Here is a 14605-nt window from a genome sequence, read left to right as displayed (position 1 = left end):
CGTGGAAGACGCACGACACTGTGGGCCCTGACGCGTGTATGTGTTGGTGAGAGTGTAGTCATGCGGCCGGGCACATACTGCGCCCCGGTGGAAGGATCACCCGCACGGGGTGGACGGCCTGTACGGACGTACGCGCCGCCTCCTGCCACCCCGCCTCTCCCCGCAGTGACACGGGGTGTGAGGCCGGCCGTCGGCCGTGGGGCGGACCCGTGCGGACCTGCCCGACGGCCGTGTGCCGAGGGGCAGGCCCGGTGCGGACCTGCCCCTCGGCGAGAACTCAGGCGTCCTCGTTGTCGACCCAGCTCATGAGCTTGCGGAGCTCCTTGCCGGTGGTCTCCAGCAGGGACTCGCCGTCGGCCTTCTTGTACTCGTTGTACTTGGGCAGGCCGTTGTGGTACTCGGCCATCCAGTTCTTGGCGAAGGTGCCGTCCTGGATCTCGGCCAGGACCTTCTTCATCTCGGCCTTGGTGTCGTCCGTGATGATGCGCGGGCCGGTGACGTAGTCGCCCCACTCGGCGGTCTCCGAGATGGACCAGCGCATCTTCTCCAGGCCGCCCTCGTACATGAGGTCGACGATGAGCTTCAGCTCGTGGAGGCACTCGAAGTACGCGATCTCCGGCTGGTAGCCGGCCTCGGTCAGCGTCTCGAAACCGGCCTTGACCAGGGCGGCGGTGCCACCGCAGAGGACGGCCTGCTCACCGAACAGGTCGGTCTCGGTCTCCTCGGTGAAGGTCGTCTTGATGACGCCGGCGCGCGTGCCGCCGATGCCCTTCGCGTACGAGAGGGCGAGCTCCAGGCCCTTGCCCGAGGCGTCCTGCTCGACGGCCACGATGCACGGGACGCCGCGGCCTTCCTCGTACTGGCGGCGGACCAGGTGGCCCGGGCCCTTCGGGGCGACCATGCAGACGTCGACGTTGGCCGGCGGCTTGATGAAGTCGAAGCGGATGTTCAGGCCGTGGCCGAAGAACAGCGCGTCGCCGTCCTTGAGGTTGTCCTTGACGGACTCCTCGTAGACCTTGGCCTGGATCGGGTCCGGGACGAGGATCATGATGACGTCGGCCTCGGCGGCGGCCTCGGACGGGGTCACCACGCGCAGGCCCTGCTCCTCGGCCTTGGCCTTGGACTTCGAGCCCTCGTGCAGACCGACACGGACGTCGACACCCGAGTCACGCAGCGACAGCGCGTGGGCGTGCCCCTGGCTGCCGTAACCGAGGACCGCGACCTTACGGCCCTGGATGATGGACAGGTCGGCATCGTCGTCGTAGAACAGCTCGGCCACTGGGTCTTCTCCTTGTGTGCAGGTGTTGCGTCCCACCGTACGGCGGGGTGCGTCGGATACGTTGCCGGGTCTCGCCATACGAGCGGCGAGGCGGCCCGTGAGGGTTACGCCGAGCGGTCGAGGGCGCGCAGGGAACGGTCGGTGATCGAGCGCGCGCCGCGCCCTATGGCGATGGTGCCGGACTGGACGAGCTCCTTGATGCCGAACTGTTCGAGCATCTTGAGCATGGCCTCCAGCTTGTCGGCACCCCCTGTCGCCTCGATCGTGACGGCCTCCGGGGAGACGTCCACGGTCTTGGCGCGGAACAGCTGGACGATCTCGACGATCTGGGAGCGGGTCTCGTTGTCCGCGCGGACCTTCACCAGGACGAGCTCGCGCTGGATCGCTGCGGCGGGCTCGAGTTCGACGATCTTCAGGACGTTGACCAGCTTGTTGAGCTGCTTGGTCACCTGCTCCAGGGGCAGGCCCTCGACGTTCACGACAATGGTGATGCGTGAGATGTCGGGATGTTCGGTGGTACCGACCGCGAGCGAGTCGATGTTGAACCCGCGCCGGGAGAACAGGGCCGTGATCCGGGCGAGGACACCGGGCTTGTTCTCGACCAGGACGGAGAGCGTGTGCTTGGTGGACATGGAGTCGGTCTCTCTCTGTCTCAGTCGTCTTCGTTGTCGCCGAAGTCGGGGCGGACGCCCCGTGCTGCCATGACCTCGTCGTTGGAGGTGCCGGCGGCGACCATCGGCCACACCATGGCGTCCTCGTGGACGATGAAGTCGATGACGACCGGGCGGTCGTTGATCGCGTTGGCCTCGGCGATGACCTTGTCCAGGTCGGCCGGGTCCTCGCAGCGGATGGCGTGGCAGCCCATGGCCTCGGACAGCTTGACGAAGTCCGGGACGCGGGTGCCCTTGGCGGCGTTGCCGTCCGCGTCGGGGCCCGAGTGCAGCACGGTGTTGGAGTACCGCTGGTTGTAGAACAGGGTCTGCCACTGGCGGACCATCCCGAGCGCGCCGTTGTTGATGACGGCGACCTTGATCGGGATGTTGTTCAGCGCGCAGGTGGTGAGTTCCTGGTTGGTCATCTGGAAGCAGCCGTCGCCGTCGATCGCCCAGACAGCGCGCTCGGGCATGCCGGCCTTGGCGCCCATGGCGGCCGGGACGGCGTAGCCCATGGTCCCGGCGCCGCCGGAGTTGAGCCAGGTGCTGGGCTGCTCGTAGCGGATGAAGTGCGAGGCCCACATCTGGTGCTGGCCGACGCCCGCCGCGAAGATCGTGCCCTCGGGGGCGAGTTCGCCGATGCGCTCGATGACCTGCTGCGGCGAGAGGCTGCCGTCCTCCGGGAGGTCGTAGCCGACCGGGTAGGTCTCGCGCCAGCGGTTGAGGTCCTTCCACCAGGCGCCGTAGTCGCCGGTGTTGCCCTCGGTGTGCTCGACCTGGACCGCCTGGACGAGGTCGGCGATGACCTCGCGGGCGTCACCGACGATCGGGACGTCGGCGGCGCGGTTCTTGCCGATCTCGGCCGGGTCGATGTCCGCGTGGACGATCTTGGCGTACGGGGCGAAGCTGTCCAGCTTGCCGGTGACGCGGTCGTCGAACCTGGCCCCGAGCGCGACGATCAGGTCGGCCTTCTGCAGCGCGGTGACGGCGGTGACCGAACCGTGCATGCCGGGCATTCCCACGTGCAGCGGGTGGCTGTCGGGGAAGGAGCCGAGCGCCATCAGGGTGGTGGTGACGGGCGCTCCGGTGAGCTCTGCCAGGACCTTCAGCTCCGCGGTGGCACCGGCCTTCATGACGCCGCCGCCGACGTAGAGCACGGGGCGCTTGGCCTGGGTGATGAGCTTGGCGGCCTCGCGGATCTGCTTGGCGTGCGGCTTGGTGACGGGCCGGTAGCCGGGCAGGTCCATCGTCGGCGGCCAGCTGAAGGTGGTCTTCGACTGCAGCGCGTCCTTGGCGATGTCGACGAGGACCGGCCCCGGGCGGCCGGTGGAGGCGATGTGGAAGGCCTCGGCGATCGTGTGCGCGATGTCCTCGGCGCGGGTGACCAGGAAGTTGTGCTTGGTGATCGGCATGGTGATGCCGCAGATGTCGGCTTCCTGGAAGGCGTCCGTACCGATCGCCCCGGAGGCCACCTGGCCGGTGATCGCGACCATGGGCACGGAGTCCATGGCGGCGTCGGCGATCGGGGTGACCAGGTTGGTGGCACCGGGACCCGAGGTGACCATGCAGACACCGACCCTGCCGGTGGCCTGCGCGTAGCCGGTGGCCGCGTGGCCCGCGCCCTGCTCGTGGCGGACCAGGATGTGGCGGACCCGGGTGGAGTCCATCAGCGGGTCGTACGCCGGAAGGATGCAGCCGCCGGGGAGCCCGAATACGGTGTCGGCGCCGACTTCCTCGAGAGAACGGATGAGGGACTGCGCGCCCGTGAGGTGCTCAACGGTGGCGGTGGACGGTCCGCCGTTACGGGCCCGCGGCTGCGGGTGCTGGGCCCCGGTGGCCTGCTCGGTCATCGGCATTCTCTTCTCGAAGCTGAGGGTTTATGCGGTGTTTTTGCGGGGTTTTGAGAGGTCCCGGTGCAACAAAAAACCCCTCGTGCCGTGAGGCAAGCGAGGGGAGCGCGCCGGTGCGGTCCGCAGGGTGTCCATGAGTGACCCTGCTTCAGCCGACGCGCTTTCCAAGTACGAGAATTCGGGTGCGCATGGCATTGACCCTCTCTCCGGCACGCACACGGTGTCAAGTGGGTGGGACGGGAGTCTCATCATGTGAGCGGCTCTGGAGCGGGATCGCGCCACCCGCGAGGACCGGCCGGGCGGCCGTTCCGATGCCCGGGACCGGGTACTTCCCGCGGATCAGGGTGCGCCGCAGCCGGTACTCGTCGAGCGGCCCGGCGAAGGCCATCCCCTGCCCGTGCGTGCACCCCATGGCACGCAGGGCGCGCACCTGCTCGGGCCCGTCCACACCGTCGGCCACGGACTGCATGCCGAGGTCCCCGGCGATGCGCAGCAGTCCGCTGGTGATCTTGTGCAGCCTGGCCGATTCGACGACGCCCTCGACCAGGCACCGGTCCAGCTTCAGCACGTCGATGGGGAGCCGGCGCAGGGCGTTGACCGCGGCGTACCCGCTGCCGAAGCCGTCGAGCGCGATACGGACGCCGAGGCGGCGCAGCGCGACAAGCCGCTGCTCCAGCTCGTCGCAGGAGACCCGGGGGTCACTGTCGGCCACCTCGATCATCAGGGCGCCGGAGGGCAGCCCGTGCCGGGTGAGGAGCGCCTCGACGGACCCCGGGGGCAGCGTACGGTCCAGCAGCCGGGCGGCCGACACCCGTACGGAGACGGAGACCGGGTGTCCGGCCCTGGAGCGGTCCGCGGCCTGCTCGACGGCTTCCTCCAGCAGCCAGGTGCCCAGCTCGGCGGCCCTCTCGCTGTCCTCGGAGACGCGGAGGAACTCAGCGGGGGTGAACAGGATGCCCTGGGCGGAGCGCCAGCGGGCCTGGGCGGCGACGGCCGCGACCGTGCCGCTGGCCAGGTGGACCACGGGCTGGTGGAGCAGGGCGAACTCGCCTTCCCGCAGCGCGGTGCGGAGCCGGGCTGCGAGCTCGGAGCGGCGCACCACGTCCGCCTGCATCTGGGGGGCGTACAGCTCGACCCGGTCCTTGCCGCCGGCCTTCGCGCGGTACATCGCGAGGTCGGCGTTGCGCATGAGGTCCTTGGGCGTGATGGAGGGCTCGGCGAAGGCGACCCCGATGGAGGCGGCCACCCGGACCTCGCCGGTGCCGATCCGGTACGGCTGGGAGAGCCTGAGGCGCAGCCGGTCGGCGATCTCGTGGACCTGGTACTCCCTGGCGGCCTGGTCGCGGGTGCCGTCGCCGACGATGAGCGCGGCGAACTCGTCGCCCCCGAGCCGGGCGGCGGTGTCCGAGGCGCGCACGGACTCCTGGAGGCGGCGCGCGGCCTGGATGAGGAGCTCGTCGCCCGCCTGGTGGCCGATGGAGTCGTTGACCGCCTTGAAGCCGTCGAGGTCGATGAAGAGCACGGCGGTGCCCGGGTCCCCGGACCTGCGGCCGCCGAGCGCCTGTCCCACCCGGGTGGTGAACAGGGCGCGGTTGGGCAGGTCGGTGAGCGGGTCGTGCTCGGCGTTGTGCTGGAGCTGCGCCTGCAGCCTGACCCGCTCGGTCACGTCGCGGCTGTTGAGCAGCAGACCGCCCTGGTGGCGGTTGACGGTGGACTCGACGTGGAGCCAGTCCCCGGTGCCCGATCTGAAACGGCACTCGATCCGGGTGGTGGGCTCCTCCCGGGACGGTACGGCGAGGAAGCGCCGCAACTCGTGGACCACTCCCCCGAGATCGTCGGGGTGGATGATCGAGGACAGCTCCGCGCCGACGAGGTCCTCGGCGTCGCGGTGGTAGACCCCGGCCGCCGCCGGGCTGACGTAGCGGAGCGTGCCGCTGGGCTCGGCGATCATGATGACGTCGCTGGAGCCCTGCACCAGGGACCGGAAGTGGTTCTCCTTCTGGGCCAGTTCCTGGGTGAGCGCGATGTTGTCGAGGAGCATGATCGCCTGGCGGAGGACCAGGGCGAGGACGACCGTGCAGCCGGTGAGGACCACGACCCGGTCGACCCTGCGGCCCTCCACGACGTTGTACAGGATGCCGAGCGTGCAGACCGCCGCGGCCAGATAGGGCGTGAGCGCGGCGAGGGACCCGGCGATCGGGCGGCTGACGGCCCGCGGCTCCGGGGCCTCGACAGCGTTGTCCTGGCTGCGACGGACGCCCCAGGGCGCGTACGCGAGGAGCAGCGAACCGGCGAACCATCCCGCGTCCAGCAACTGGCCCGAGCTGTACGCCGAGCGCAGCAGCGGCGCCGTGAACAGGGCGTCGCACAGCACGGTCAGGGCGAGGCCGGCGATGGCGGTGTTGACCGCGGAGCGGTTCACGTTGATCCGGCGGAAGTGCAGCGCGAGGACCATGGAGACCAGCACGATGTCGAGCAGCGGATAGGCCAGGGAGAGCGCGGCTCTGGCGACGCTCTCCCCCGCGGCGTTGGCGACGTGGGCGGTGTGCGCCAGCGCGAGGCTCCAGGAGAGCGTCAGCAGGGATCCGCCGATCAGCCAGGCGTCCAGCACGAGGCAGACCCAGCCCGCGCGGGTGACGGGGCGCTTGGCCAGGACGAGCAGCCCGACGATGGCGGGCGGCGCGAAGCAGAGGAAGAAGAGGTCCGCGAGGGAGGGGGCGGGCACCGGGCGCCTCAGCACCACCTCGTACCACCCCCAGACGGCGTTTCCTCCGGCGGCCATGGCCGAGGAGAGCGAGAAGAGGAGCCAGGCGGGCCGGAACCGGCTCCCGCCGGAGCGCGCGTACAGGAAGCAGGAGACCGCGGCGATCAGGGCGGCGACGCAGAGGCCGAAGTCCCCCATGAACAGGGCGACTCCGGGTGACCCCCAGCCGAGAGCCGCACCCACCGCGTATCCGGCGCAGACGGCACCCAGGGCGAGCTGGGAGCGCAGTCCCACCGACCGCCCGGTGGCCGGCTGCCGGGAGAGCAGGGTCCCGAGGGCGCTCACCGGAGAGCCCCGCGGGCGGTCCCCGGCGCCCTCGCCGCCGCTGGTCCCGTCTGCCCGCCCCGTCGCGTCGGATCGTCTCTCCACTGGCCGAACATCGCCCGTCGCCCCCTCGCGTTGCGCTTCCTCCCCGACGCCGTCCCTTCCACGGCGCTGCCCTCCTGGGGACGATACACCAGAGCCGTCACTCAGGGACATAGCTTCTCTACTCTCCGTTACCACCTGGGGTGTTGTCGGTACCCGGTGCGCCCGGTCCGCTCCGGAGCGTGGTCAGCCGGTCGTGAGCACGAGGTTGCCGACCTCCTCGCCCGCGGCGAACCGGGTGAGCTGTCCGGCCAGCAGACGCTTGGCCCGGGGCAGGAACGCGGAGGTGCTGCCGCCCACATGGGGGGTGATCAGTGTGTGGGGAGCATGCCAGAGCGGATGGCCGGCGGGGAGCGGTTCGGGATCGGTCACGTCGAGCGCGGCGTGCAGCCGCCCGGACTCGAGTTCGGTCAGCAGGGCGTCGGTGTCGACGACACCGCCGCGCGCGACGTTCACCAGCAGCGCGCCGTCCCGCATCGCGGCGAGGAAGCCGGGGCCCACCAGCCCTTGTGTGGACGGGTTCAGCGGAGTGGACAGGATGACGACGTCGGCCTCCGGGAGCAGCGCGGGAAGCTCGTCGATCGCGTGTACGGGGCCGCGCGCGGTTGTCCGTGCGGAGCGTGCGACGCGCACCACCCGCGCGCACTCGAAGGGTTCGAGCCGGTCCTCGATGGCCGCGCCGATCGATCCGTACCCCACCACGAGGACGGACTTGTCGGCGAGCGCCGGGTAGAAGCCGGACCGCCACTCCTCCTTCTCCTGGCCCTCCGTAAAGCGGGGGAACCCCCGGAGCGAGGCGAGGACCAGGGCGAGCGCGAGTTCGGCCGTGGAGGCCTCGTGCACCCCCTTGGCGTTGCACAGCCGCACCCCGGCGGGCAGCAGACCGAGTCCCGGCTCCACGTGGTCGATGCCCGCGGAGAGCGTCTGGACGACCTGGACGGCGCTCATGTCCTTGAGCGGCCGGACCGCGACCTCGGAGCCCTTCATGTACGGGACGACGTAGAAGGCGCAGTCGGCGGGGTCCGCGGGGTACTCCCGGCCGCCGTCCCAGAAACGGTAGTCGAGACCCTCGGGAAGACCGTCGATCTCGTCGGCGGGGAACGGCAGCCAGATGTCGGTGGCAGATGTCGAAGTCATGGTCAGGAGGCTATGCGAAGGGCCGGGAACGGCAGAGGTTACTTTGGGGTGCGGGTGGTTCCGTGATCACGGGACCGAGGGAGGGTTCGGGGAGTTGGAGCGCAGGACTATCGGTGCGGCGGCGCTCGCCGTGGGTGCGGTCGGGCTGGGCTGTATGCCGATGAGCTGGGCGTACACCACGTCGCAGCAGCGCGGTGACAGGTCGCTGCGGACCGTGCACGCCGCGCTGGACGCGGGCGTCCAACTGCTCGACACCGCCGACATGTACGGGCCCTTCACCAACGAGCTGCTCGTCGGGCGGGCGCTCAGGGGCCGGCGGTCCGAGGCCTTCCTCTCCACCAAGTGCGGTCTGCTGGTGGGCGATCAGCACATCGTGGCCAACGGGCGCCCCGGATATGTGCGCAGGGCCTGCGACGCCTCGCTGCGGCGGCTCCAGACCGATGTGATCGATCTCTACCAGCTGCACCGGGCGGATCCCGAGGTGCCGGTGGAGGAGACCTGGGGCGCGATGGCGGACCTGGTGACGGCGGGCAAGGTGCGGGCCCTCGGCCTGTGCGCGGTGGGCGCCCAGGCGGGACGCGGGCCGGGCGCGCGGATGTACGACGGGACCCTCCGGCAGCTGGAGCGGATGCAGCAGGTCTTTCCCGTCAGCGCGGTCCAGGCGGAGCTCTCGGTGTGGTCGCCCCAGGCGCTGGAGGATCTGCTGCCGTGGTGTGCGGCCCGGGGTGTGGGGGTGCTGGCGGCGATGCCGCTGGGCAGCGGCTACCTCACGGGGACGCTCAAGCCGGGCCAGGGGTTCGAGCCGGACGATCCGCGGGCCAGGCACCCCCGCTTCACCGCGGAGATGATGGCCGCCAACCAGCCGGTGGTGGCGGGGCTGCGCAGGGTCGGTGAGCGGCACGGCGCCACTCCCGCGCAGGTGGCCCTGGCGTGGGTCCTGCGGCAGGGCCCGCATGTGGTGCCCGTGCCCGGCGCGAAGCGGGAGCAGTGGGCCGTGGAGAACGCGGCTGCGGCGGGGCTGGTGCTCACGGACCGGGACCTGGCCGAGATCGCGGGGCTGCCGCGGGCCCTCGGCTCGTGGGACTGAATGCTCCGGGACTGAGCGCTCGTGGGACTGAACGCTCGTGGGACTGAACGCTCCGGGACTGAGCGCTCGTGGGACTGAACGGGAGCGCCGGAAGCGGGAGAATGGGCGGAGATCGGGGACCCGGGGTCGGGCGGCGGGGTAGGAACAGTAGTCGTGCGACCGTCGAAAGGATCGGTGCTGTGCAAACTCCCGTACTGCGCAGGGGGGTCGTGGCCCTGCTGGCCTCCGCCTCCCTCCTGCTGTCCGCCTGCTCGTCCGGCGACGGCCCGGCGGCCGGTGACGGCGCCTCCTCGCCCCCGGCGGGCGCCACGTCCGCTCCGGCCTCGGCGAGTCCGTCGGCCGACCTGCCGCCGGCCAAGGGCTCCGTCGAGGTGGAGAGGACGCTGACGGACGGCCTGGCGTCCCCCTGGGGCCTGGCCGCCCTGCCCGGGGGTGATCTGCTGGTCGGCTCGCGCGACGACGCGACGATCACGCGGATCGACGGGAAGAGCGGTGGGAAGACCCTGCTGGGGTCGGTGCCCGGGGTCGCGCCCGCCGGTGAGGGCGGCCTGCTCGGCCTCGCCGTCCCCCCGACCTTCGGTGCGGACCACCTGATCTACGTGTACTTCACGACCGAGTCGGACAACCGCATCGCCCGTCTCCAGTACGACGAGGCGAAGCCCGCGGGCCAGCAGCTGGGGGCCCCGGACACCATTCTGCGGGGCATCCCGAAGGGCGCCGTCCACAACGGCGGGCGGATCGCGTTCGGCCCGGACCGCATGCTGTACGCGGGCACGGGCGAAACGGGTGACACGGGCCTCGCCCAGGACAAGGCGTCGCCCTCGGGCAAGATCCTGCGGATGACGCCCGACGGTGAGCCGGTGCACGGCAATCCGGAGGCCGATTCGGTCGTCTACTCGTACGGGCACCGCAATGTGCAGGGCCTGGCCTGGGACGGCTCGAAGCGGCTCTGGGCGTCCGAGTTCGGCCAGGACACCTGGGACGAGCTGAATCTGATCGAGCCGGGCGGGAACTACGGCTGGCCCGACGTCGAGGGGAAGAAGGGCACGTCGGGTTACGTCGACCCGGTGGCCCAGTGGAAGACCTCCGAGGCCTCGCCGAGCGGCATCGCGTACGCCGAGGGGTCGATCTGGATGGCCGGGCTGCGCGGTGAGCGACTCTGGCGGATCCCCCTGTCGGGCGAGGCGGACGGAAAGCCGCTGGCGGCCCCCCAGTCGTTCCTCGACGGGAAGTACGGCCGCCTGCGCACGGTGCTCGCCGCCGGTGGCGACAAGCTGTGGCTGGTCACGAGCAACACGGACGGCCGTGGCACCGCGAAGGCGGGCGACGACAGGATCCTGCTGCTGAAGGTGCGGTAGCCGGCGTCCCGGTCGCCTCCGGGCGTCTCACCCCGCCGCGTACAGCCGGAAGCGGTGGGCCAGGGCGGCCGCCTCGCCCCGGCTGGAGACGCTCAGCTTGGCCAGGATGTTGGAGACGTGCACGCTGGCGGTCTTCGGCGAGATGTACAGCGCCTCCGCGATCCGGCGGTTGGTGTATCCCTCCGCGACCAGCCGGTGCACCTCCTGCTCCCGTGAGGTCAGCCCGAACGACTCGATCGCGTCCACCGCCGGGGCGGGTCCGTCCGCTTCCTCCTCGGCCGGGGTGTCCGGCCCGGTGAGCGCGACCCGGGCCCGCCCGGCCAGCAGCTCGATGCTCTCCACGAGGGGGCGCGCCCCGAGCCGTACGGCCACGGTGTGGGCCTCGCGCAGGAGCGCCGCGGCCGGTGTCCGGTCGCCGGACGCGGTGAGGATCGCCTCCGCCCAGTGGTGGCGGATCTGGGCCAGCTCGTAGGGGCGCTGGAGCGGGGCGAAGGCGGTGGCGGCACGGCACCAGTGGTCCGGGGTGTCGGCCCCTTCCGCCCGGGCCAGCTCCGCCTCGATGAGCAGGCCGTACGCCGCCCAGACGGGCACCAGCATCGGCAGCCGCTTGAGGTGGCCCCGGATCCGCTCCAGCACCGCCGGCCGCCCGGCGTCGGTGGCGGGCAGTCCGCGTGCGTCGGCCTCGATCGCGGCGGCTGCGTGGAGCAGCGGCAGGGAGTAGCGCTGGGTCCCGGGCGGCAGGCCCGTCGCGGACTGCGCCTCGAACTCGGCCCGCGCCTCGGGGAGCCGGCCCCGGTGGGCCGCGAGGACCATGGCGTGCCGGACCGGACAGATCAGGTGCTGCGGCTGCGGGTCGTGGCCGAGGTGGCGGCGGTTGAGGGCCAGTTGCTCCTCGGCCTCCTCGAAGTCGCCGGTGGCCAGGGCCAGATCGGTGCGGCGCGCGGCCACCAGGGCGTTCGACTTGCGGGACCTGGCCAGCGGGGCCGCGGCCTCCGCCGCCGCCCGGCTCTCCTCCCAGTACCCCAGCGAGAAGTACGACTGCGCCTGGTTGGCCCGTGCCCAGGCCTCGGACTCGGGGACCCCGTGGCTGTGGCAGATCCGGATGCCGTGGTCGGCGGCCGCCACCGCTTCCAGGGAGCGGCCGCAGGACTCCAGCGAGGAGGGCAGGTTGACGGCGGCGCGGCTCATCACGCCCACCAGGTGCAGTTCCTCGGACCGGTCGCGGACGGCGTACATCTCGGCTACGCCCTCCTCGACGTCACCGGCGTCGATCGTGAGCCAGCCGCGGGTGAGCCTGGCGTGCAGCTCGATGGACTCCTCGCCGACGAGCCGGGCGTACTCCACGGCCCGGTCGGCCGCGACCAGCGTCTCGGGTCCCGGTCTGTGCAGGGCGCCCCAGCTGGCGACGGACGCCAGGACGTCGGCGTGCACGGCGGACGGCTGCAGGCCGCGCACCAGCTCCTCGGCGGTGGCCAGTTCCTGCCGGCCGTCGCTCCGGGAGAGGCTCTGCGTCAGCAGGGAGCGCTGCACCCAGAACCACGCCGCCCGCAACGGCTTCATGTCCCGGTCGAGGATGCGCAGGGCCTTCTTCGCGATGGCCAGGGCCCGTTCGCGGTCGCCGCCGAAGCGGGCGGCCACCGTGGCCTCGGCCATCAGGTCGAGGTAGCGCAGCGGGTCCGCGGCCTTGCGGCCGCACCGCGGATAGGCCTCGGCGTGGTCGAGTGGCCGCAGGGTGTCGCGCACCGACTCGGGGACGTCGTCCCAGAGCTCCATGGCCCGCTCCAGCAGCCGGAGTTGCTCGCTGTACGCATAGCGGCGCCGGGCCGCCACCGCCGCCTGGAGCACGGCGGGCAGCGCCTTGACCGCGTCGTGCGCGGCGTACCAGTAGCTGGCGAGGCGCGCGGCGCGCTCGTCGGCCCGTACGAGCGACGGGTCGGCCTCCAGGGCTTCGGCGTAACGGCGGTTGAGGCGCGTGCGTTCGCCGGGCAGCAGGTCGTCGCTGACGGCTTCGCGGACCAGGGAGTGCCGGAAGCGGTAGCCGTCGGTGTCGGGGGCGGGCAGCAGCAGGTTGGCGCCGACCGCCGCCCGCAGCGCCTCGTCGAGGCCCTCCTCGGAGAGGCCGGCGACGGCCGCGAGGAGTGTGTGCTCGACCGTGGAGCCGCCCTCGGCGACGATCCGGGCGATCCGCTGCGCGTCCTCGGGCAGTGCCTCGACGCGGACCAGGAGGAGGTCGCGGAGGGAGTCGGAGAGCCCGGAGCCGTCACCGCAGCACTCGACGCTGCGGGCGAGCTCCTCGACGAAGAAGGCGTTGCCGTCGGAGCGTTCGAAGATGTCGTCGACCAGCGCGGCGTCGGGGACCATCGCCAGGATCCCGGTGAGCTGCCGGCCGACCTCGGCGCGGCTGAAGCGGTCGAGTTCGATCCGGCGGACCGTGCGGAGCCGGTCCAGCTCGGCGAGGAGCGGGCGCAGGGGGTGGCGGCGGTGGACGTCGTCGGCGCGGTAGGTGCCGACGACGACGAGGCGGCCGGTGCGCAGGGTGCGGAAGAGGTAGGCGAGCAGATGGCGGGTGGAGGCGTCCGCCCAGTGCAGGTCCTCCAGGACGAGGACGACCGTACGGGCGGCGGAGACGCGCTCCAGCAGCCGGGCGGCGAGCTCGAACAGCCGGGCGGTGCCCTGCTCGTCGTCCGGGGCCCGGTCGGCCTCGCCCAGCTCGGGCAGCAGCCGGGCGAGCTCGCCCTCCTGCCCTGCCAGCGCCTCGGTCAGTTCCTCCGGCAGCGCCCGGCGCAGGGCGCGGAGCGCCGCCGCGAAGGGGGCGTAGGGCAGGCCGTCGGCCCCGATCTCCACACATCCGCCGACGGCCACCACGGCGTCCCGGCGGCAGGCGGCCTTGACGAACTCCTCGACCAGCCGGGTCTTGCCCACGCCCGCCTCACCGCCGACGAGCAGGGCCTGCGGTTCTCCGCCGGCGGCGCGGGCGAGCGTCTCGGTGAGCGCGGTGAGTTCACCGGCTCGGCCGACGAAGACGGGGCTGACGGTGTTGGTCTCCACGCCGCTGAGCATCGCATACGCGTACGACACCCCGGCAGTGGATTTCCGTTCGTGGCCCACCGCTACGCGGCACGGGTGAACCAGCTCCGGGTCCTCTCCACCTTCCCTTCCGTGTCGTCCCGTCCTGCGCGGCGGGCGAGGACCGCCCGGCGGACGGTGCGCTGCTCGTCGGCCCTGCGGATCAGCTCGGCGACGGCGAGCCGGTGGAGTTCGTACTCGTACATGTTCATCTCCCTGGTGGAACAGTGAAAGTGGGGGCACGGCTTCTTGCCGTGCCCCCACTCTCGTGTGCCAGGGGGTGCCGCCACATCGGGCGAGTGCCGCATCTCTGCGGGTGGGGGGGCCTTAGGCCCGGGTGACGGATGCCTTAGCCGTCCTGAGCAGGACCTCAGCCGGCCTCGGCAGGGCCTCAGCCCGCCGCGGAGGGCAGGGCGACGAAGAGGTCGAGGTACATGCCGACCGAGATCAGCAGGCCCAGGACCCCGAGTGCCATGCCCGCCACGGCGACGGAGCGGACCCAGCCGGCCTGCGGGTGGAGGGAGGGGGTGCCGAAGGAGGGCCGGACCAGGACGAAGACGCCGACGAGCAGCGCGAGCAGCGCGAAGATCCCGTTGACGAGGGCGGTGGTGTGCCACGCGTCGCCGTAGATCTCGGAGATCTGCTGGGCGGCGCTGCCGCCGCCGGAGGTCTTGATCTGGCCGATCAGCGTCTCGCGTTCGGCGGCGACGCGGCCGGTCCAGGCCCCCGAGAGGGAGATGACTCCGAGCCCGGCGGCGACGACCGCTGCGGCTCCGGTGCCGACCCCGGACGCCGCGGCCGCCTCGGCCTCGTCGTAGGGATCGGGCTCCAGGTCGGCCTCCAGGCCGTCCTCCGCCGCCGCGTCCGTCGCGGCCACGTCCATGGCGGTCACGTCCGACGGGGTCACGCCCGGTGCGACGCCGGCCGGGACGGCGTCATCCGCCGGGCCGGCCTGCTTCGTCACGTCCGGTGCGGTGGCGGCCCCGTCGGCCGCCTTCTTCTCCTCGGTGTCGTCGGTGGTCGGAGTGGTGGGGGAGGTGTTCAT

Annotated in this window: 10 protein-coding genes; 2 read left to right on the top strand and 8 right to left on the bottom strand. The window is 71.9% G+C overall.

Annotated features, from left to right (window positions below; genetic code table 11):
- Window positions 1-277: 277 nt before the first annotated feature.
- From ilvC to ACZ607_RS16590, 5 genes are all read right to left on the bottom strand, one after another.
- Window positions 278-1279 carry a ketol-acid reductoisomerase gene (gene ilvC / locus ACZ607_RS16610; RefSeq protein ID WP_469735398.1) on the bottom strand — a complete coding sequence of 334 codons (1002 nt, stop codon included), beginning with the start codon at window positions 1277-1279 and terminating at the stop codon, window positions 278-280.
- Window positions 1280-1383: 104 nt separating this feature from the next.
- Window positions 1384-1911, bottom strand: a complete 528-nt coding sequence (gene ilvN, locus ACZ607_RS16605) for an acetolactate synthase small subunit (protein WP_099174327.1) — start codon at window positions 1909-1911, stop codon at window positions 1384-1386.
- Between the two features lie 20 nt (window positions 1912-1931).
- Window positions 1932-3788, bottom strand: a complete 1857-nt coding sequence (locus ACZ607_RS16600; RefSeq protein ID WP_469735397.1) for an acetolactate synthase large subunit — start codon at window positions 3786-3788, stop codon at window positions 1932-1934.
- 217 nt (window positions 3789-4005) lie between these two features.
- A complete protein-coding gene (locus tag ACZ607_RS16595) occupies window positions 4006-6831 on the bottom strand; it encodes a putative bifunctional diguanylate cyclase/phosphodiesterase (protein ID WP_469735396.1) in 2826 nt (941 codons plus the stop codon).
- Window positions 6832-7098: 267 nt separating this feature from the next.
- Window positions 7099-8049 carry a 2-hydroxyacid dehydrogenase gene (locus tag ACZ607_RS16590; RefSeq protein ID WP_469735395.1) on the bottom strand — a complete coding sequence of 317 codons (951 nt, stop codon included), beginning with the start codon at window positions 8047-8049 and terminating at the stop codon, window positions 7099-7101.
- Window positions 8050-8179: 130 nt separating this feature from the next.
- Between ACZ607_RS16590 and ACZ607_RS16585 the strand changes: the two genes are divergently transcribed.
- Together ACZ607_RS16585 and ACZ607_RS16580 are read left to right on the top strand one after the other, a co-directional pair.
- The gene (locus tag ACZ607_RS16585; protein ID WP_469735591.1) at window positions 8180-9136 is read left to right on the top strand and encodes an aldo/keto reductase; all 957 of its coding nucleotides are present in this window, start codon (window positions 8180-8182) and stop codon (window positions 9134-9136) included.
- 179 nt (window positions 9137-9315) lie between these two features.
- Window positions 9316-10494: a PQQ-dependent sugar dehydrogenase gene (locus tag ACZ607_RS16580; RefSeq protein ID WP_469735394.1), complete on the top strand. Its 1179-nt coding sequence runs from the start codon at window positions 9316-9318 to the stop codon at window positions 10492-10494.
- Window positions 10495-10521: 27 nt separating this feature from the next.
- Here the strand turns inward: ACZ607_RS16580 and ACZ607_RS16575 are convergent, their stop codons facing one another.
- The 3 genes from ACZ607_RS16575 to ACZ607_RS16565 form a co-directional block, all read right to left on the bottom strand.
- On the bottom strand, window positions 10522-13554 hold the full coding sequence (locus tag ACZ607_RS16575) for a helix-turn-helix transcriptional regulator (RefSeq protein WP_469735590.1): 3033 nt from the start codon (window positions 13552-13554) through the stop codon (window positions 10522-10524).
- Window positions 13555-13604: 50 nt separating this feature from the next.
- Complete coding sequence (locus tag ACZ607_RS16570) at window positions 13605-13766, bottom strand: hypothetical protein (protein ID WP_469735393.1); 162 nt, start codon at window positions 13764-13766, stop codon at window positions 13605-13607.
- A gap of 185 nt (window positions 13767-13951) precedes the next feature.
- Window positions 13952-14605: a hypothetical protein gene (locus tag ACZ607_RS16565; protein ID WP_469735392.1), complete on the bottom strand. Its 654-nt coding sequence runs from the start codon at window positions 14603-14605 to the stop codon at window positions 13952-13954.

The sequence above is a fragment of the Streptomyces sp. NPDC104381 genome (assembly GCF_055583745.1).
This window is presented reverse-complemented; position numbering and strand designations above follow the sequence as displayed.

Coding starts and splice junctions, on each gene's coding strand:
- ACZ607_RS16565 (WP_469735392.1), bottom strand. CDS start 14,605: ATGAACACCTCCCCCACCACTCCGACCACCGACGACACCGAGGAGAAG.
- ACZ607_RS16570 (WP_469735393.1), bottom strand. CDS start 13,766: ATGTACGAGTACGAACTCCACCGGCTCGCCGTCGCCGAGCTGATCCGC.
- ACZ607_RS16575 (WP_469735590.1), bottom strand. CDS start 13,554: ATGCTCAGCGGCGTGGAGACCAACACCGTCAGCCCCGTCTTCGTCGGC.
- ACZ607_RS16590 (WP_469735395.1), bottom strand. CDS start 8,049: ATGACTTCGACATCTGCCACCGACATCTGGCTGCCGTTCCCCGCCGAC.
- ACZ607_RS16600 (WP_469735397.1), bottom strand. CDS start 3,788: ATGCCGATGACCGAGCAGGCCACCGGGGCCCAGCACCCGCAGCCGCGG.
- ilvN (WP_099174327.1), bottom strand. CDS start 1,911: ATGTCCACCAAGCACACGCTCTCCGTCCTGGTCGAGAACAAGCCCGGT.